19 protein-coding genes are annotated in these 19,437 nt (G+C 38.6%); 4 read left to right on the plus strand and 15 right to left on the minus strand.

Annotation, left to right across the window (positions count from 1 at the left end; all coding sequences use genetic code 11):
- Window positions 1-20: 20 nt before the first annotated feature.
- The 7 genes from rbsK to ACH0AK_RS06690 all read right to left on the minus strand — a co-directional run bounded on the left by rbsK (window position 21) and on the right by ACH0AK_RS06690 (window position 8,780).
- A complete protein-coding gene (gene rbsK / locus ACH0AK_RS06660) occupies window positions 21-929 on the minus strand; it encodes a ribokinase (protein WP_023520292.1) in 909 nt (302 codons plus the stop codon).
- 277 nt (window positions 930-1,206) lie between these two features.
- Entirely contained in the window at window positions 1,207-2,160 is a 954-nt protein-coding gene (gene manA, locus ACH0AK_RS06665; RefSeq protein ID WP_023520293.1) for a mannose-6-phosphate isomerase, class I, read from the minus strand.
- A gap of 45 nt (window positions 2,161-2,205) precedes the next feature.
- Window positions 2,206-3,225 (minus strand): serine hydrolase domain-containing protein, encoded by a 1,020-nt coding sequence (locus ACH0AK_RS06670; protein ID WP_023520294.1) that lies wholly within the window; start codon window positions 3,223-3,225, stop codon window positions 2,206-2,208.
- A gap of 194 nt (window positions 3,226-3,419) precedes the next feature.
- Window positions 3,420-4,274 carry a VOC family protein gene (locus ACH0AK_RS06675; protein ID WP_023520295.1) on the minus strand — a complete coding sequence of 285 codons (855 nt, stop codon included), beginning with the start codon at window positions 4,272-4,274 and terminating at the stop codon, window positions 3,420-3,422.
- A 244-nt stretch (window positions 4,275-4,518) separates the two neighbouring features.
- Window positions 4,519-6,396 carry an ABC transporter ATP-binding protein gene (locus tag ACH0AK_RS06680; RefSeq protein WP_010736657.1) on the minus strand — a complete coding sequence of 626 codons (1,878 nt, stop codon included), beginning with the start codon at window positions 6,394-6,396 and terminating at the stop codon, window positions 4,519-4,521.
- Window positions 6,393-8,120, minus strand: coding sequence for an ABC transporter ATP-binding protein (locus ACH0AK_RS06685; RefSeq protein WP_023520296.1), 1,728 nt, complete (start codon window positions 8,118-8,120; stop codon window positions 6,393-6,395). Before ACH0AK_RS06685 ends, ACH0AK_RS06680 begins: the two co-directional genes overlap by 4 nt.
- Window positions 8,121-8,135: 15 nt before the next feature.
- Window positions 8,136-8,780: a TetR/AcrR family transcriptional regulator gene (locus ACH0AK_RS06690; RefSeq protein ID WP_010736659.1), complete on the minus strand. Its 645-nt coding sequence runs from the start codon at window positions 8,778-8,780 to the stop codon at window positions 8,136-8,138.
- A 193-nt stretch (window positions 8,781-8,973) separates the two neighbouring features.
- On the opposite strand from ACH0AK_RS06690, the gene ACH0AK_RS06695 reads away from it, so the two are divergent.
- Both ACH0AK_RS06695 and ACH0AK_RS06700 read left to right on the plus strand, forming a co-directional pair.
- Window positions 8,974-9,282 (plus strand): rhodanese-like domain-containing protein, encoded by a 309-nt coding sequence (locus tag ACH0AK_RS06695; RefSeq protein ID WP_010736660.1) that lies wholly within the window; start codon window positions 8,974-8,976, stop codon window positions 9,280-9,282.
- Between the two features lie 117 nt (window positions 9,283-9,399).
- Window positions 9,400-10,020 (plus strand): NAD(P)H-dependent oxidoreductase, encoded by a 621-nt coding sequence (locus ACH0AK_RS06700; protein WP_010736661.1) that lies wholly within the window; start codon window positions 9,400-9,402, stop codon window positions 10,018-10,020.
- Window positions 10,021-10,150: 130 nt separating this feature from the next.
- Here the strand turns inward: ACH0AK_RS06700 and ACH0AK_RS06705 are convergent, their stop codons facing one another.
- From ACH0AK_RS06705 to ACH0AK_RS06715, 3 genes are all read right to left on the minus strand, one after another.
- Window positions 10,151-10,447 (minus strand): bacteriocin immunity protein, encoded by a 297-nt coding sequence (locus tag ACH0AK_RS06705; protein ID WP_062806192.1) that lies wholly within the window; start codon window positions 10,445-10,447, stop codon window positions 10,151-10,153.
- A 375-nt stretch (window positions 10,448-10,822) separates the two neighbouring features.
- On the minus strand, window positions 10,823-10,984 hold the full coding sequence (locus ACH0AK_RS06710) for a hypothetical protein (RefSeq protein ID WP_010736663.1): 162 nt from the start codon (window positions 10,982-10,984) through the stop codon (window positions 10,823-10,825).
- An 11-nt stretch (window positions 10,985-10,995) separates the two neighbouring features.
- A complete protein-coding gene (locus ACH0AK_RS06715) occupies window positions 10,996-12,015 on the minus strand; it encodes a lactonase family protein (RefSeq protein WP_010736664.1) in 1,020 nt (339 codons plus the stop codon).
- Between the two features lie 136 nt (window positions 12,016-12,151).
- Here ACH0AK_RS06715 and ACH0AK_RS06720 point away from each other — a divergent pair, with 136 nt between their 5' ends.
- Window positions 12,152-12,514 carry a PTS glucitol/sorbitol transporter subunit IIA gene (locus tag ACH0AK_RS06720; protein ID WP_023520301.1) on the plus strand — a complete coding sequence of 121 codons (363 nt, stop codon included), beginning with the start codon at window positions 12,152-12,154 and terminating at the stop codon, window positions 12,512-12,514.
- Window positions 12,514-13,671 carry an AI-2E family transporter gene (locus ACH0AK_RS06725; protein ID WP_224434243.1) on the plus strand — a complete coding sequence of 386 codons (1,158 nt, stop codon included), beginning with the start codon at window positions 12,514-12,516 and terminating at the stop codon, window positions 13,669-13,671. The genes ACH0AK_RS06720 and ACH0AK_RS06725 overlap by 1 nt, the downstream gene beginning before the upstream one ends.
- 59 nt (window positions 13,672-13,730) lie before the next feature.
- Here the strand turns inward: ACH0AK_RS06725 and ACH0AK_RS06730 are convergent, their stop codons facing one another.
- The 5 genes from ACH0AK_RS06730 to ACH0AK_RS06750 form a co-directional block, all read right to left on the minus strand.
- On the minus strand, window positions 13,731-14,162 hold the full coding sequence (locus ACH0AK_RS06730; protein ID WP_224434244.1) for a hypothetical protein: 432 nt from the start codon (window positions 14,160-14,162) through the stop codon (window positions 13,731-13,733).
- Between the two features lie 95 nt (window positions 14,163-14,257).
- The gene (locus tag ACH0AK_RS06735) at window positions 14,258-16,114 is read right to left on the minus strand and encodes an LTA synthase family protein (RefSeq protein WP_023520304.1); all 1,857 of its coding nucleotides are present in this window, start codon (window positions 16,112-16,114) and stop codon (window positions 14,258-14,260) included.
- Between the two features lie 254 nt (window positions 16,115-16,368).
- The gene (locus ACH0AK_RS06740; RefSeq protein WP_153830067.1) at window positions 16,369-17,334 is read right to left on the minus strand and encodes a glycoside hydrolase family 43 protein; all 966 of its coding nucleotides are present in this window, start codon (window positions 17,332-17,334) and stop codon (window positions 16,369-16,371) included.
- Complete coding sequence (locus tag ACH0AK_RS06745; protein WP_153830066.1) at window positions 17,331-18,863, minus strand: alpha-N-arabinofuranosidase; 1,533 nt, start codon at window positions 18,861-18,863, stop codon at window positions 17,331-17,333. Before ACH0AK_RS06745 ends, ACH0AK_RS06740 begins: the two co-directional genes overlap by 4 nt.
- Window positions 18,860-19,435 carry a DUF624 domain-containing protein gene (locus ACH0AK_RS06750; protein WP_023520307.1) on the minus strand — a complete coding sequence of 192 codons (576 nt, stop codon included), beginning with the start codon at window positions 19,433-19,435 and terminating at the stop codon, window positions 18,860-18,862. Before ACH0AK_RS06750 ends, ACH0AK_RS06745 begins: the two co-directional genes overlap by 4 nt.
- Between the last annotated feature and the right edge of the window lie 2 nt (window positions 19,436-19,437).

Consider the following 19,437-nt stretch of genomic DNA (forward strand, 5'->3'; position numbering starts at 1 on the left):
TTTGTTCATCCTTTCCTCAATCAGATTAATTCATGTTTATACGGAATAGAAGGCTGTGCACCAAAACGTTGAACAGTCACAGAAGAGGCTTTATTACCATAGCGGATTGCTTCTTCTAGGTTACTGAAGTCTTTGGCTAATACACTGCTCATCGCGCCAATAAAGGTATCCCCAGCAGCCGTTGTATCTACTGCATGGACTTTAAAAGCTGGTACGATCCCACTAGCGCCGTCAGCAATATCATAATAAGCGCCTTTACTTCCGATCGTGATGATCACCGCTTCAATACCTAATCCATGAAAGACTTGTGCCGCCTCTTTTAGACTTTTTTCATCGGTAATAGTAATGCCTGTTAAGATCTCCGTTTCTGTTTCATTTGGAATGATCATATCCGTTACTGCTAATAACTCGTCAGGAACATTTTCTAGCGCCGGTGCCGGATTCAAGATCGTTTTCACGCCAGCTTCTCGAGCGATTTTGAATGCTTCGATCGTCGGTTCTATAGCGCTTTCAAACTGAGCAATAATAAAATCACTTTTTTGGATGATTGTTTTATTTTCTTGTACTTGTGCTACGGTAAACGCATTGTTTGCACCAGCATGGATCATGATACTATTTTCACCTTGGTCATCAACAATGATATACGCTTGTCCAGTCGCTTGATTTTCTAATGTCGCTACACCAGATAAATCAATTTCTTCTTGTTCAAGTAATTCTGTCATCGTTTTTCCTGCTTCGTCTTTACCCACGCCACCAATAAAGTAAGTTTTTGCCTCCGAACGTCTAGCAGCAACCGCTTGGTTGGCTCCCTTTCCTCCACCAGCTGAAAAAGTTTCTTTCGTATGGATCGTTTCTCCAGGTTTTGGCATATAAGTCACACGGATGGTTCGATCTAAATTGATGCTTCCGATAACTGTAACAGTATTCATCGTTTTCCCTCTCCTTTAACAAGAAAATCATTTTAACGTTCTATTAAAACGTTTTAACTCTACGAGAAGAATATAACATATTTTGTAAGTGATTTCAACAAGCAACTTTTCATCGATAAAACTAACTGTAATTGGTACCTTCTTTGTTCTTATATCACTAGATCAGTGATAGCTCATCACTGATCTAAAAAAAAGCGCCAACCAAAAATAGCAAGTCCATTTTCGGTTGGTACGCTTTATTGTTATCGCTGAACCTAGCAACGACAGTTTTATCTTATTATTTTTTTCCTGGCTCAGAAGCGATGATCGAAAGTTCTCCTTGAACTTTCCACTCCGTGATATCGCTTGGTAAGATCGCACTTGTTCCTTTTTCTAGTGAGTAGGTTTGGTTACCTATCACCAATTCTCCCGCACCATCAATAACTGTCATCAATGTATACGGTGCTTGTTTTTTAAAGGATGTGATCCCTTTGATGTCCCACTCGTAGACGTTGAAAAATTCTGTTTCTACGTAAGTGACGATCGAAGAGTTCCCTTGACGGATCTCTTTGATCTGTAATTCAGGAGCTTTTGCTGGTACTGTTGTTACGTCGACTGATTGTTGGATGTGTAATTCCCGAGTGTTTCCTTGGTCGTCTTTGCGATCATAATCATAAACACGATAAGTTGTGTCTGAACTTTGTTGTGTTTCTAAAATCATGATCCCTTTACCAATTGCATGGATCGTTCCACTTGGTACGTAGAAAAAATCACCTTTTTTGACAGGAACTTTTTTCAATAAGTCATCCCAGCGACTATCTTGGATCATTTCGGCTAATTCTTCACGTGTTTTTGCATGATGACCATAGATGATCTCTGCACCTGGTTCGGCATCAATGATGTACCAGCACTCTGTTTTTCCTAGCTCTCCTTCATGTGCCATACCATAAGCATCATCTGGATGGACTTGAACAGATAGATCATCTTCTGCATCTAAGATTTTGATCAATAACGGAAAAACTGGTTCTGTTGGATGGCCGAATAATTCTTTATGTTCTTTCCATAGATCATCTAGTTTCCAGCCTTTGAATGGGCCATTTTCAACGACACTCACGCCATGAGGATGCGCACTGATTGCCCAATCTTCCCCAATTTTATCATTTGGGATATCAAAGCCAAAAACAGTACGTAAGCGACTGCCTCCCCAGATTTTTTCTTGAAAAACAGGTTTTAAAAATAATGGTTCTTGCATACGTCAAACTCCTCTCAATTTTCAATTGCTATTATAGCATTATTTTCAGTGTAACGCTTTCTCTTGTAAATAAATTTCAATGATTTCATCCCGACATTTTAGATATTCTTCCCGATGATCGTTTGGATGTAGGCGATTGGACAGAAAAATGAAGGCTTCTTGATCGATTGGGTCGATCAATAGAAATGTCCCTGTATAGCCTGTATGGAATAGTAATGGATGGCCATCCTTTTTATCTTGTTTTAAATCCCATCCGAGTGAGCGACCACCTTTACCAGTTGGCGTATGATCAGCCAATAAGGAACGGATGGTTGTCTCTTCCAAAAAATGACCAGAATCTAACTTTCCGTATTGCAGATACATCCGGACAAACTTCTCACAATCCGCAAGATCAATAAATAGACCAGCATTACCTGCATGTTCTGCTAACACTCGTGCTTTTGGATCATGGGTCAAGCCATGGATCACCTCACCAGAAGGAAGTTGTTCAGTCGGAACGATCCGTTCTGAAGGACGTGGTAAGAATAAGCTATTCATCATTCCTAACGGTGCTAGTACTTGCTCTTCAAAAAGCTCGACCGCCTCTTCCTGGAAAATCTCCTCTAGCATCAATCCTAAAAGAATCGTGCCTGCATCCGTATAGCGAACTTCGATTCCTAATTGATCGCCTGGTTGAAGTTTCAAATAAGCTTCAATCAATTCTGTTTGTGATAGACGATCTCGATCAGGAATAAATGTCTGGATGTCTGAGGTATGTGTCAATAAGTGGCGAATCGTGATCGTTTGATTCTCAAAAGTCGGCAAGTACGTATGCAAAGGTTCATCTAATTCAACTTTCCCGTCTTCGATCAATCGCAAGACCAGACTTGTCGTTGCAATCACTTTTGTCAGGGAGGCTGCATCAAAGAGCAAATCTTCGGTCATTGGTCTGATTATAGGAATGATCTGCGCATCACCTGCGATCACTTTTTTAATCTGATCCCCTTTCATAAAAGCAGCGACGACCCCTGGATAATATCCCTCATTCATTTTTTTTAGTATATATTCTTTCGTTTTAGCGTACATAGTTTCTCCTTATTTATCTCTGGATATGCTTGTTTGCTCCCCAAGCATAATTCTTTCTTCCATAAGAATCAATTGTTTTTCTCATTTATCCCAGTATTCAGTGGCTGACATAAAAAAGCAGGAAACTTTCAGCATCAGCTGAATTTTTCCTGCTTTTTCCAACGGACGAGCAATCGACTGATCCTAGCCACTGTTCATTGGATAACATTAGTTGCTTTTGTTTCGTCCACGAACCACCATTCGATGCCAATTGCATCATACAAAGTCAAAACTTTTTGTTTTTTGTCAATGTAAAAATCGATCGTTTCTGTGTTCAAATGTGCAATCAGACGTTGCATACTCTCTGGGTCAACAACAAATTTCAAAAAGTCTAATCCTAAGATTTCATCAGTCGGTAAGGCAATCACTGGACTCTCAGCTTGAGTCAGTCCTACATGAAAATCACCTTTATTCAAGATAAATTCTTTTTCTTCCTCTTTATGCACAGTCAGACCTAAAAGCTCTGATAAAAATTCTCGTTCCTTTTCCATATCTAGTACATTTAGGTGGACTTTTTGGAAATAAGTACCAGCAGATAATTTCTTAAAGCGTTCATTTGATTGTCTTAATAGTGCTTCTTGGTCTAATTGTTCCACCGCTTGTTCTTGTGAAGTATGAGTCTCTTCATGATAGATCTCTAACATATTGCCTTCAGGATCTTTCAATAAAATACCGATTCTGCCATCACTTTCCAGTGCTTCTTCGATCGTTTGATTCGTTTGGCGAATGCGATACAGCACATCTGCCATTTCTTCTAATGTTGGAATGATCAAAGAAAAGCGATTGAGCTTTTTGATTTCCCCAAAGTGATCATTTGCTCGTGGACTTTCCTCTAATAATAACATCTCGCTGTCATTTTCTACTGTACCGAAAATCGCTAATTCATTTTCTTCTCTCTTTAAATCGAAACCAATCGTGTCTCTATAAAACTCGATCATTTTATCACGGTCTTTTACACGTATCGCAATACTTTTCAAATAAGTAGTAGACCCCAAATCAAAAACTTTCATAATTTCTTGCTCCCCTCTACGTTAAGCTTTATTTTAACGATGCTTCTCTTTTCTTTCAAGCAATATCTTATTTTTTGTTGAATTAATTCTCAGATTGTCTTATTTTTTAGCTAATTATCAGAATGGGAAGGGAAAATCATTCTATATGTAAGAAAAGCGGCGAATCTTTGATAAAACTTTTTTATCTTTTTAAACGCCGCTTTCCCATAATCCTATAAAGATTATTATAACTTATTTTATCTTATTATGAAGCTTCTTCTGTAAACTGACTATTATACAGATCAGCATAGAACCCATCTTTTTCCATGAGTGTATCATGGTTTCCTGTTTCAACGATCGATCCTTGGTTCATCACGATAATATTATCCGCATCACGAATCGTTGATAATCGATGCGCAACTACAAAACTTGTACGATTTTTCAATAAACGGTTCATCGCTTTTTGAATCAAAATCTCCGTACGAGTATCGACACTTGAGGTTGCTTCATCCAAGATCAAGACATCTGGATTTGCTAAGAATGCTCGGGCAATCGTAATCAATTGACGTTGACCTTGTGAGATATTGCTTGCATCTTCATTTAAGATCGTATCATACCCGTCAGGTAATTTGCGGACAAATTCATCGACATGGGCAGCTTTCGCAGCTTCGATCACTTGTTCATCCGTTGCATCATCATTTCCATACTTGATATTGTCATAGATCGTTCCAGTAAATAACCATGTATCTTGTAGTACCATTGAAAATTGCGCACGTAATACATCACGAGAAACATCTCTCGTATCGACACCGTCATACCGAATGCTTCCGCCTGAAACATCATAAAAACGTTCCAATAGATTGATCAAAGTCGTTTTACCAGCCCCCGTCGGACCAACAATAGCGACCATTTCACCTGGCTTCACATCCAAATTGAAATCTTTCATCAATAAGTGATCTGGCGTATAACCAAACTGCACATTTTCAAAACGAACTTTGTACGGTGTATTTTCTTCGACTGGTAAACCAGATTTTTCATTTGTCATCTCTTCTTCATCTAGGACTTCAAAGACACGTTCAGCCGAAGCTACTGTTGATTGGATCGTATTCATCAAGCTTGCCAATTGTGTGATCGGTTGAGAAAATTGTGTCGTATATTGCAAGAATGCTTGTACATCCCCTAATGCCATATTCCCATTGGCTACTTTGATCCCACCAAGCACAGCCACAAAGACGTACCCTAGATTTTTTACGAAATTCATCAATGGCATGATGATCGCAGAAATAAACTGTGCTTTCCAACCAGAGGCATATAAATTTTGGTTTTCAATCTCAAAAACTGCTTGGTCTTTTGCTGTATGGTTGAACGTTTGGACGATCGTATGTCCAGCATAGGTTTCTTCGACTTGGTTGTTCAATAATCCTAAACTCTTTTGTTGATCCGCAAAGAAAACTTGTGATTTCGGTGCAATGATCATCACGATGATCAAGCTCAATGGAATCATCAACAACGCCACTAATGTCAGTTGCCAGCTGATGGATAGCATCATAACGATGACCCCGATCAGTGTGACCGCACTTGTGACAAATTGAGTCAAGTTTTGTTGTAACGTGCTGGCGATATTATCCATGTCGTTGATTGCTCGAGACATGATATCCCCATTCGTATGTGTATCATAATAAGAGATCGGCACACGATTCATTTTTGTCTCTAAATCATGTCTTAACTCATATACCGTACGTTGTGACACGCGAGTCATAATGAACTGTTGCAAGAAGTTGAACACGGCAGAAATCAAGTACATGACAATCACTGTCGCAATGATTTGACCAATTTTGTCAAAATCAATTGGGAATTTCGTGACTTGTTGCCCTTCTTGCATTTGTCTTGCGCCAAGCATCACACCGTTAAAAATTTCTGTGGTTGCTTTCCCTAATACTTTTGGTGTCTGGATTTGGAAGACGACAGCTGCAATCGCTAAGACAAATACAGCAATGATCGCTACTAAACGCTTAGACATATAGCCGAATAACCGGCGAACAGTGCCCCAAAAGTTTTTTGGTTTTTCTCCTTTAGCACCAATGTTACGTCCTGGTCCCCCACCCATTGGTCCTTGAGGAGGTCGATTGTTTCCTTTACTCATGCTAAATCCTCCTCTCTCAATTGTGAGTTGACGATTTCTTTGTATGTTTCATTTGTTGCTAGTAATTCTTTATGCGTTCCTTTTCCAACAAGTTTTCCTTCATCTAATACTAAGATCGTATCTGCATCCATGACGGTACTTACTCGTTGCGCCACTAAAACGGTGATACTTTCTGTCATATTTTCTTTTAGTGCTTGACGGAGTTTCGCATCTGTTTTAAAGTCTAGTGCTGAGAATGAATCATCAAAGACATAGATGTCGGCTTCTTTTACTAAGGCACGCGCAATGGCTAATCGCTGTCTTTGTCCACCAGAGAAATTTCCGCCGCCTTGTTCGACATGACTATCTAAACCATCTTCCATTTCAGAAACAAAGTCTTTTGCTTGGGCGATCTCTAATGCTTTCCAAATCATCTCATCTGTTGCGTCTTCTTTCCCATATTGCATATTCTCACGAATCGTTCCAGAAAAAAGGACAGCTTTTTGGGGAACAAATCCCATCAATTCACGCAAGTTATATTGCGTCATATCAGTGATGCTCGTTCCGTTAATCGCGATCTCACCCGATTCAATATCATACAAACGTGGGATCAGATTCACTAAAGTCGTTTTTCCTGAACCTGTACCACCAATGATAGCTACGATATCGCCAGATGACGCTTCAAAGTTGATATCTTCCAACGCTAGTTTTTCTGCGCCGTGGTAACGGTAATTCACCTGTTCGAATGACAAACTTGCGTCTTTTCCAGCTAAAGCAACCGTTTCTGGTTGTTCTGGATCAACGATACCCGCGTCTTCTTCTAGTACTTCATTGATCCGATCAGCCGAAGCTTGGGCACGAGGAACCATGATAAAGATTGCTGATAGCATCATGAAACTAATCAAAATTTGCATCGCATAAGTCATGAAGGCAATCAGATTTCCGACCTCTAATGTCATATCCGCTATGTAGTGCCCACCAAACCATGTGATCGCTACGTTCGTCCCACTCATGATCAACGTCATCAATGGCATCATCAATGCAACAATCGTGTTGACTTTGATTGCCGTATTTGTATAATCCTTATTCGCTAAATCAAAACGATTTTCTTCAAAACGTGTTTTGTCAAACGCCCTGATGACACGTACACCGGTTAATCCTTCACGAAAAACAAGGTTTAAGCGGTCCGTTTTCTTTTGCATGCTCTTGAATAGAGGAACAGCAAAATACATAATACCACCGATCAAAATGATCATGACAGGAATCACGACTAAGAAAATTCTTGTCAGTTGATGGTCCTTTTGATAAGCAAGGATACTTGCCCCAACAAGAGTGATGGGTGCATTGATCATCATCCGTAAAAACATTTGCATCACCAATTGGATCTGCGTCACATCATTCGTTGTACGAGTGATCAATGAAGCTGTTCCATACTTGTCGAATTTGTCTTTCGTCAAATTTTCGGCTTTTTGATAGACTTCTGTTCGTAATTGTTTTCCTAACTTTTGAGATTCTCGTGTAGCAAAAAACGTATTGGCAATGGCGGCTAAAATACTGATCAAAGAAAATCCGATCATGACAAATCCCGTCTGCCAAATATAGTCGACGTCACCTTTTGCTACGCCTTTGTCAATAATATTAGATGTTAACGTTGGCAAATACAGATCTGCTAACACTTGAATAATCATAAAGACCGTTGCAGCGATTGCTGAGGTCAATGAAATTCGTTTGACAATTTTTAGCATTCGTTCCCCTTCTTTCTATTTATAAGCGCCATCTTTTATCCATGACAGTTTTAGATTGAATTCTGCAATGGCTTGTTCAACAGAATACTCCTCAGAGGTTGAAAATGATTTATAGGCATGAGCAATCGTTGTAAACAGTGTACTCATGACTAACTGAAACAATAATTCCATTTCATGGTCATCTTTTACTCTAAGATTGGAACGATCAATCAAACCAATCAACTCTTTGGACGCTTTTTTATGATTTTTATGTGGTGATGGACGATGTCCTTGTGGATGCGGCACGACTTTTCGTGAGGCACGGTAATCCATGTGCATAAAAAGATGTTTGTAAAACGCGGCATTTTCACCTTCTAGAATATCTCGAATCATTTTCCCAAAATAAAGTTCAAAACCGATAAATAAGTCTCCATTCGATTCTTTGATTAGTTGGATCATATTTTTTGTACTATCGCTACGAACGGTTTCAAAATAATAAAAATAAAGATCTTCTTTATCTTCAAAATATTGATAAAAACTACCTCTAGAGATCCCCGCAAGTTTCACGATTTGTGCAATCGAAGCTTCATTCAATGGTACTCTTGAAAATTCGACCCTGGCAGCTTCTAAAAGTCTTTGCTGTTTTTCTTCAGGTAGATGAAAAAAAGTCTGTGTCGGCATCGTTGATTCCTCCCTACATAAAAATGACACACCGTCATATGACACCTTGTCATTATAACACCATCTGATTGTTTTGCAAGTCATTTACATTTTTTTTCATAATTATTAAAAAAAGAATAAATCGAGTAAAAAGATTTGTTTCTTCTATTCTATACATCTAAAATAGGATCATTATATAAAAAGGATGAACGCCATGATCAAATCAATAACCGTCCACGAACTCTATTTCGTCTATCAAAAGAAGGATGTTGTAATTCTAGATGTCCGAAAAACGAATGAGTATATAAAAAAACACCTAAGTCATTCGATATCCATCCCTATTACCAGTTTGCCAGCCCAATTAAATAATCTCGATACAAAAAAACAGTACTACATTGTCGGAGCATCTAACCATTCAGCACAAGAAATCACTAGTTACCTAATAGAAAACGGATTGCAAGCAACTTATGTGATCGACAACATGAAGTTATTTGAAAGTCGTGAATTAACTAGTCCTCTTTGATCGTACTGGAAAATAACTTACTTTTTATCAGTAAAAATACTTGATAGCCTTTTCTGTTTCAAGTAAACTGGTATTGTTAGCAGTAAAGTTAACAATTACGACTAAAGGAGAGAGATTATGGCATCAGTATTAGTAATCAAAGGACATCCACTAACTGCACAAGAATCACGTTCAGTTAACGCATTAACTAGTTTTTTAACTAGCTACAAAGAAAATCATCCAAACGACGAGGTAACTGTTTTAGACCTTTATCGTGATGATATCCCAGAAATTGATGAAGAATTGCTTTCTGGATGGGAAGCGCTTCGTGCAGGTGCAGATTTCTCTAGTCTATCTGAAAACCAACAACAAAAAATTGCTCGTTTCAACGAATTGACAGAGCAATTCCTAGCAGCAGATAAAATCGTTATTGCCAATGCTTTATGGAATTTGAACATTCCTACAAAATTAAAAGCTTGGTTTGATACAGTCAATGTTGCTGGTAAAACTTTCAAGTATACTGAAAATGGTCCTGTTGGCTTAGTTACTGGTAAAAAAGCACTACACATCCAATCAAATGGCGGAATCTACAATGGACAAGATTTTGCTTCTCAATATGTAAAAGCAATCTTGAACTTTGTCGGCATCGATCAAGTCGACCAATTATTTATCGAGGGGATCGACTATACACCTGATCGTGCAGAAGAATTGATGCAAGCTGCCTTAGATAAAGCAACTGCATTCGGTAAAGACTTCTAGTCACTATTAGGTAAATCTTTCTCTTAAAATGTTGAGAAAAGAAAAAGGATTTCATGAACATTCACAATAAATGTTCATGAAATCCTTTTTTATTTGTTGCAAAGTGGCTGATTTGCGATGCTAAAATTCATTAATAACCATATCTAATACTAGAAATAGCCATCAGTTCACGTAGCTTTTCGGATTGATGCTCGTTGAGAGAGGCGCCATCTTTTTTCAATGCATTAGATATATCTAAGTTCATACGGCTTAGAATGAACGGCACTGATGCTCCATCATTTTGTAATTTTTCTAGATAAGCGTGTAAAACCTCTCTAAGCGATTCATTTCCAAGGTCTAACGCTAAATCAGCTATCAATTCATTAATGATTGTTTCTGCTGTTTTGCGTCGATCGTTTCCACCAGAAAACCATCTTAGATGACTCATTCACTGTTGCTCCTTCTCTTAATTTCAAGGAATATTACTATAGTCTTACGCAAACTAAACCTTGGTTGAAATCAGATGTTATTAAAAGAAAGAGTTCAAAAAACATCTATTTGTTTTTTGAACTCTTTCTTGAACCAACTAAATAGGCAATGGAGAATCCGAAGAACATACCTAAAGTAATCCACCATTTGAATGGACGATTTAATAGATAGGATAAGCCCCAGTTTAAAAGTAGTGACAAAAGAAACGCACCAAAAATCATTTTCAACTCTTTCATGCGTCTCCCATTTTTATCGAACTAAACAGCTTTGGCATGCTAGCGTGTTAGTTCAAGATAAGATAGAAATCATTTTACTCTCGGCTATATTTCCTTCTTTAATTTTCAACATTACGAACATAGTCATCAAAATACTGGATCAAATCACTTTTGATCTTTTGGTATTCTTCTTCACTATACTCTTTGTCTTCGATTTTTCCTTGAAAAAACGGAATCTCTAATTCTTCGCGTAAACGGTCTAATACTTCTTCTTTATTCATGTCACTACTCCTTAATCAAAGTAAACACAGACACACTCAGGTGCATAGATGTCTTTTTGGATCAATGTCAATTCTCCAGTTGTAGCATCACGTTTGTACAAGGTAAGATTATCCGTATTCTGGTTGGCAGATACCACGTAATCATTTTCTGGATCTAAGGCGAAATCTCTTGGGAAATCTCCTTCAGTTGAGATTGTCTGTACGTGTTCTAAATGTGAACCTTCTTCATTCACAGCGAATACAGCAATCGAATTATGTCCCCGATTTGATGCGTAGACAAAACGTCCATCGTTTGAAATACGGATGGCAGCCCCACCATTTTCTTCGGTGAATCCTTCAGGCAATGTGCTGATTTTTTGCACTTCTTTGAATTCGCCTGTTGTTTCATCATAGGAAAGAACACGAACTGTACTATCTAACTCACCAAACAAATAGACGAATTGATTATTAGGATGAAAAACTAAATGACGTGGGCCGGTTCCTGGCTCTACTTCTAATACAGCTTTTACAGCTAATTTCCCATTTTCATCGACATCATATGTGTACACACGATCAGTTCCTAGATCACAGACAGCTAATCGTTGGTCAGGTGTTAAGTCTGTGTAATGGACATGGGCATGATCTTGGTTTTTGTGTGGACCAGTCGGTTCTTGATGAAAGACTGCATCTGTCGCCTCTAAACTACCGTCTTCAGTGATACGATAAACATTGACTTCTCCTTTATGATAATTTGCGCCATAAACCAGTTGGCGTTGCTCATCGACTGTCACGTAACACAAAGGTGCGCCGGCTTCTGTTACCGCATTCAAAAAATTATATGAATGATCGTATGCACCGACTCCACCTAACCCATCGACACTTGTTACTGTGTAAAGATTACCTGCATCGCTTTTTGCCACATACGTTGGGCTATTTTCTTTTGTCACTAACGTTAGATTCTCTAAAGTGCCTTTATCTGTATCTAATTCGATTTGATAAATTCCTTCACTTTTTCGTCTTGTATATGTTCCTAGAATGATTTTTTTTATCATTTTGATCCTCCTCAAATTAAGAATTCTAATTTATTCTATCATACATCCATTCATGTCGTTAATCAAAGAGAATATGTTATACTGTTTTTGTAACCATAGAATCATTGATTTTTTAGGAGTAAAGGAGAGAAATGAGATGACTCAAGCAACGATAACAGAAATTGGCACGTCAGCAATCAATTCAGAGGAACCTATGCTGATTTTATTCGATCAGTCGGCAACATCCGCGTTGCGTGACTATACGATCATTCAAGAATTTAGTACAAAAGAGAATTTTTCACTTAATCAAGGTGATCAAATTTCTTTTGATCATCAAGAATATACCATCGAACATGTTGGTCCGTTGGCCAATGAAAACTTAACAACGGTTGGTCATGTGACTCTGGTTTTTGAACAACCACCAGCAGGTGACAGAATCGTCAATGGAATCTATTTGTCCCCTTATCAACTACCAGAAATCACTGTCGGCACGACCATCGACTATAAGCAGGTGAACTAATGGAAGAGGATAAAAAAAGAAAAATCAAACCTGTTTCATGGTTTTGGCGTTGGTTTTTGAATAATCAAGTAGTCACGGCTTTATTAGTCGTTCTTTTGGTCTTACTGATCGTTTTCTTATTTACGAAAGTCTCTTATCTTTTTGAGCCCATTTGGCAGTTTCTAGCGATCGTTAGTTTACCGATCATTCTATCAGGTATCTTATATTACCTGATGAATCCTGTCGTCGATTATTTTGAAAAGAAAAATATTCCAAGGCTCTATAGCATCATCGGTTTATTTATACTTGTTATCGCTTTGATCGTCTGGGGAAGTGTAGTGATCATCCCGAAAATCCAAGAACAAACCGTCAGCTTTGTCAGCAATTTTCCACAATACGTCGAGACCATCGATGACAAATTAACCGAGATTTTTCGTGATCCACTATTCAGTCAATTTAGAGAGCAACTGGAAAATACAGGCGATCAGTTTATGAATTCTGCTGGCGATATTTTACAGAATCTATCAAAAAGCACCGTTCAAAGCTTAGGGAGTTTTGTTGGCGCTGTAGCTACGATCGTTGTTGCCGTATTGACGATGCCGTTTATTTTATTTTATCTGTTGAAAGATGGAAAACAATTAGCACCTTATTTGGTCAAGTTCTTACCCACTCGTATGAGAGTGCCTACGTTAAAAGTCTTAGGTGAGATGAACAGCCAAGTCTCTTCTTATATTCGTGGACAGCTGACTGTGGCTTTCGCAGTTGCGGTGATGTTCATGATCGGATTTGCAATCATCGGGTTAGATTATGCTGTCACTTTAGGAATCATTGCCGGTTTCTTGAACTTGATCCCTTACTTAGGTTCATTTTTAGCGATGATCCCTGCGGTATTTTTAGCCATCGTTACAGGACCAATCATGTTGGTCAAAGTATTGATCGTTTTCGCCTTAGAGCAAACCATCGAAGGCCGTTTGATCTCGCCACTTGTACTTGGCAATCAGTTGTCGATCCATCCAGTGACGATTTTACTTGTCCTATTAACATCCGGAAAATTATTTGGTGTGGTCGGTGTGATTTTAGGGATACCTGTCTATGCCGCAGCGAAAGTATTGATTTCTCACATTTTTGAATGGTACACTACGATTTCTTCCCTTTATGAAGAAAAGCAACAAGAATAAATGAAAAGCCGAGATGATCGAGAATAGGAACCCTATTTTCAGTCGTCTCGGCTTTTTGATTATTTCATCAATAAGTTAGTCATTTTTTGGATTGCTGCGGAAATATCATCTGTCGCTTGGTCTTGTTTTGCTTCTGACGCATCAAATTGTTCAGCGTTGATGCCTTTTTCTGGTTGGATGCTTTGAGTCATTTCTTCACAACCAGCTACATAATTTTTGTAGGCTTTTTCAAAGTTCTTATGGATACCCATTACTTTGGCTGGTGGACGCAACGTACTGATTTTCTTTAGCATATTGCGATATTTTTCAGTACCTTGGTCAAATAGCTCAACCGTCTCAACAAGCTCGGATCGCGTTAGTTCAGCTGTTTTCTTTTGATCGATTGCTTCTCTGATTTTTTCATATTTTGGGTGCATCGTTTCGCCGATTGCTTCTGTTTCTTTCACGATTTTATCGACTGTCTGCACGTAATAACCGAGATTCGGTAACATAGGTTTTCCTACTTTCTTCTTTTTCTTTCTCTATTTTACCTGTTTATTCTAGTAGAAAACAAGTCATTACATCAATAAAATGTTATTTTTATCGTTTATTTTTCATAAAATCCTGCATCCAAACTATATTGTTCTCCTGAAACTAGATCATATTGGATCAAGCGATACGCCTCGTATACTTCCTCTTGCGCCTGATTCAACTGAGCTTCTTTTCCCCATTGGCCATTTTGAAAATACAGTTCTCGTTCGAACGCGGGAATAGCCGACTCCATTTCAAGCAGTAATTGATAAAAACCAGTGGTCTTTTGATTCGTTTGTTCTAAAAGATTCGCTGCAAAATAAAAAGGGCTAGTGACAGCATCATTGGTTTCACCTTTCTCTAACTCACCTGCTGTATCGAACATGAGAAACTCTGTCTGATGTAAGGCTTGTTTCTCATTTTTATTTTTGATCTCGTCCGAATAGATCCCCGGTAAATGATCTCCCCAAAAAACGACTAGTGTTCTTCTTGGCGTATCTTTCAGCGCTTCAGTGAATGCTTTCAATGCTTGACTACTATAGGCAATATCTTGCAAATAATTGTTGAGTGTATCTGTTCCAGTATCATCTTCTGTTGTAGCCGAAAAATCTAATTGCGAATACTTGCCTGCATAAGGCATATGGGTCTGCATCGTGACCAAATGGACAAACTGAGGCGTTTGCTCATCTTTTAATAAGTCTAAAATTTCTTTATAGGCAGACTCATCTGAAATATATGGATTATTATCAATGGTATCAGTGTAAGTCATATTTCCCTCGCTGATAAACGAATCAAACCCTAGCGTCTGATAGACATCTTCACGTTTATACATCGATGTATTATAAGGATGGATCGCCGTTGTTCGGTAGTTTTGTGCATTGAGCGTGGAAACAAGCGATGGTAATTGATCCAGCTTGGGAACGAGCATCGTATATGGTGTGGTCATTTGACCATTGAATAGCGCCATGGATAGACCCGTTAAGGCTTCAAACTCAATATTTGCTGTTCCACCACCATAATTTTGCGAAAGCATTCGGCCACTATAGGTTTGATTTGCCACTTCACGATAGTCAGCTAAGGGATCACCGGTCACCGTGACACCATTTAGATGACTTGGATCAGAAAAGCTTTCACTCATCACATAAATGATATTTGGCTGCTCATCACTTGCTGTTTGATTTTTTTCGTCTGCGATTGCTTGATATTTTTCAGTGATTTCATTGATTTTTTCTTTTGAATAACCTTCTGGTCGTTCCATCGGTTCAACTTTTAGATTGTATAAGAAGCCACCAATAAATCCTGTATTATAATAATTCATTTTTTGACTATAAGGAATCCACAAAGCCGTTTGATTATAAGCTTTACGCAACAAATTATTGGGATTATTGAAGTTACTGAAATAACCCATCATTGCAACGGTCATGATTAAAGTCAAGATACGATAGATTTGGAATGTTCGATCTTTTTTGAAACTACGGACAATTGCCCAGACCACTCCACCAAAGGCAAGGATCGCTAGTAGAATCAACCCAATAAAAATCGGTGTTCCGGTCATGTCTTTGAGTAAATTGAACTCTGTGATCATCTTTAAGTCATCTGGATAGATTGGTTCTTGACGATAGCTCATTTTCAAGTAATTTGCAAAACCTAATATACCGATACTTACGAGATAAAAAAGCAGACCAAATAAGTAAGAACCCGCGAAAGCGACCATAAATAAAAAGACAGTAAGTAATACGAAACAAGCAAGTAAAAATTTTTCTGTGTGCCATGAAAAAGCAAATTTCAAGGCTAAATCAACTGAAAGATTATTCTGGCACCATTGTAAATACAAATTACTTATAAGTATCACTAAGACTGTTACTACCCCCAGAGTAGTGATTCGTAGAATTTTTTGTTGTTTGGTTGAAAACTTATCTAAATGTTTGTTCAAGAGAGCGCTCCTTCACTTTTTCTAAACTACTTTAACGCCTATTTTATTCTAGTCGCTTCACAAATGAAAGTAAAGTTCAAAAAACAAGTAGTCTGAACGACCAATTTTATAAAAAAATAAATAGAAAACAAAAGGAATGAAACTGTGTCTTAGTCTCTCCAGCTCGCAAAGAATAAGCGGTAATAGCCACAATTTTGAACAACAAATTGTGGCTATTACCGCTTATTTCTTGAAGGGCTTTATTGAAATGATGCTCAAATATCAGCCGAATACGCAACTGGTTCACCAAAAACTGGGAATCCCTCTGTGTCCCACGAAAATACTTGTGCGTTGGCATGACGATTGGGATTGTTCAGAGGATCGATTCCTTCATTTTTTTCTGGTCGTGCATGGTAAACTAATACATCTTCTTTGCCATCTTCTGAGAGAGTAAAGGAGTTATGTCCCGGTCCAAACTGCTTATTTTTCTCCGAAGAGACAAAGACAGGTTCAGGATTTTTATGCCAAGAATAACCGTCAAGTAGATCCGCTGACTCTTCTGCCCACAGCAAACCCATTGCATAATTTTCATCCGTGGCACTCCCTGAGTAAGTGATGAATATTTTCCCGTTACGAACCAGTACGGCTGGTCCTTCATTGACTGCAAATCCTTGCTTTTCCCAAGAAAATTCTGGGATGGCTAATAATAGTTGTTTTCCGGTCAGTGTCCAAGGATTTGCCATTTCTGATAAATAGAGATTGGAGTTTCCCGGAATACGCGGGTCTAATTGCGCCCAAACATAATACAACTTTCCTTGATGTGTAAAAGTCGTGCCGTCTAAACTAAACGTGTCTGTAGCAGTGATGATTTGCCCTTTTTCTTCCCAATCAGTATTCATTGGGTCAATGGACGTGTTTTCAAGAACGAACATCCGATGGTGATGATCCCGATCACGAATCTCTGCATGATCACTGGCTGCAAAATAGATATACCACTTTCCTTGGATATAATGGATTTCTGGTGCCCAGATCAACTGACTCATGGGTCCAGTTTTAGGTGCATGCCAAACCAGTAACTTTTCTGCATGCTTCAAGCCATCGATCGTTTTCGCACGTCTCAATTCGATGGACTGATAACCAGGTAGAGAACCCGTAAAATAATAGTAGCCGTCCGTATGTTTGTAGATCCAAGGATCGGCTCGTTCAAGGACGATTGGATTAGCATAAGTTGTTTTTTTCATAAAGGTTCCTCACATTTTTTTAGTCTGATGACATTCCAAGAATATGCTTCAAGCACCATATGGATCGTGTTCTTTTCATTTACATCGATTACTTGTTCTATCGGCTGGATCGTATTCGGAGCGTCTTTCGTATTTTTATCTAGTAAATGATCACTTTTTACGACTAGTTGGACTGCTTTAGTCTCCAGCTCAAAATCATGCGTTGTCGTAATGGACACTTTCTCTTCTGTGCGATTCACTAGAAACAGTACGATTTCTTGCTCATTTTCGACAACTACGCTATCAATGATCGGCACTTCTTTTCCAGTATCACATTCATATGTGGGACAAAACGTTTGTTGATCTAATACAGTGCCTTTCGCATATTTTGCCAGATGTTGCATCACATAATAGGTCGGATTTACCCATGCGATCCCATTTTTCTCTGTTAGGATAAGCGGGATGGTATTGACTAAAAGCGATTGGCAAGCAATTTTGACACGATCTGCATGCCGTAAAATCGCAAGACCTAACGTGCCGAACAGTAATGTATCTTCCATGGTGAACTGGCACCAATCGATTGGTGACCCCTCTTGGAATTTTTGATAGGTTTGTTCTGGTTGGCTATGAACATTCCATTCATCAAAAGCTAAGTACATCGTCTTGTCACTGCGTAGATAGCCTTTCACATAGTCACACGTCGCAATGATCTCTTCGATTTGTCGATCAAACCGTTCCGCTTTAGCTAAGTAAGTTTTGGTATCTGCTCGCTCATTTTTTGGAGGTTTAGTCAAATCTTCTTCGTCATATTTATCGATGTAATTATGCAAAGCAATATAATCAACGTTTTCATATGCTTCTTCTAAAGCGATTCGGTCCCATTCAGGATAAGACGCTAAGCGTGGCGTCGAACTACCGACTAAAATCGTTTCGATCGATTCATCGACTAATTTCATCGCTTTGGCAGATTCATTGGCTAACCTGCCATACTCATAGGCACTTTTTGCGCCAATTTGCCAAGGACCGTCTAACTCATTTCCTAAGCACCAAAGTTTCACGTTAAAAGGTTGCTCTTGTCCGTTTTGTTTGCGTAACTCACTCCAAGAGGTTCCTTGAGGAAAATTACAATACTCTACTAGATTACGCGCATCATCGATTCCTTTTGTGCCTAGATTCACCGTCATGATTGGCTCCGCTTCTACCATGTCTAACCATTTGAAAAATTCATGTAGCCCGAATGTATTTGGTTCGATTCCTTGCCATGCAAGATCGATTTTTTTTGGACGCTCGGTGACTGGACCAATCGTATCTTGCCAGTCATATCCTGAAGTAAAATTCCCTCCAGGATAACGGATCACCCCTAAAGACAGTTCTTTTACATAAGAAAGCACGTCCTGTCGAAAGCCGTTCTTATCCGCGGTCGGATGTTCTGGTTCAAATATTCCGTTATACACGACACTTCCCATATGTTCAACAAAAGAACCGAAGAGTCGTGGACTGATAGCTCCTTTAGAAAATCCTTGACGTACCTTTAATTCAACTTTTTTCATTGCCACACTCCTTTCCTATTTATGTTTCCCACTAAATGATTGATCAACCACCAAACCCCACCTGCTAATACAAAAATAATCGGCGGAAACATAAACACAAGCACAAGAAAAACTAATAATATGCCACAACATACAAGATTCTTCAAAAAGTTGGTCAACACCCACAATGTACTTTCTTGAAAAAGTTCCTTTCCGGAAAGAGCGTCATTTTGGGCAAGAGAACTACACCAAGAAAGTAAAAACATCGTAAAAACCAACATTGTTACATACCCACAAATCACTAACCAAATAGCAGATTCTTGCAAAATAAGATTCATCGCAAAATAACTGATGATGGTCACGCAACTCATCACTAATTGAAGGAAAAACTTACGCTTAAAGCCCTGAAAAAAGGAATAGCAAACATGCCCTGATTCGCCATTCTTCCATTTATTCAACGCTGTAAAGACCCCTGTTGTGGCTGGTACTACTGTGACTAAAGGCAAAGAAACGACGACCCATAAAATCCCTAATAAGATATGATCGGAAATTTGGATCAATTGACCATACCATTTTGTTTCGACTAATTTCATCT

Origin of the sequence: Enterococcus pernyi (assembly GCF_045371165.1) — a bacterium.
Taxonomy (GTDB): Bacteria; Bacillota; Bacilli; order Lactobacillales; family Enterococcaceae; genus Enterococcus_B; species Enterococcus_B pernyi.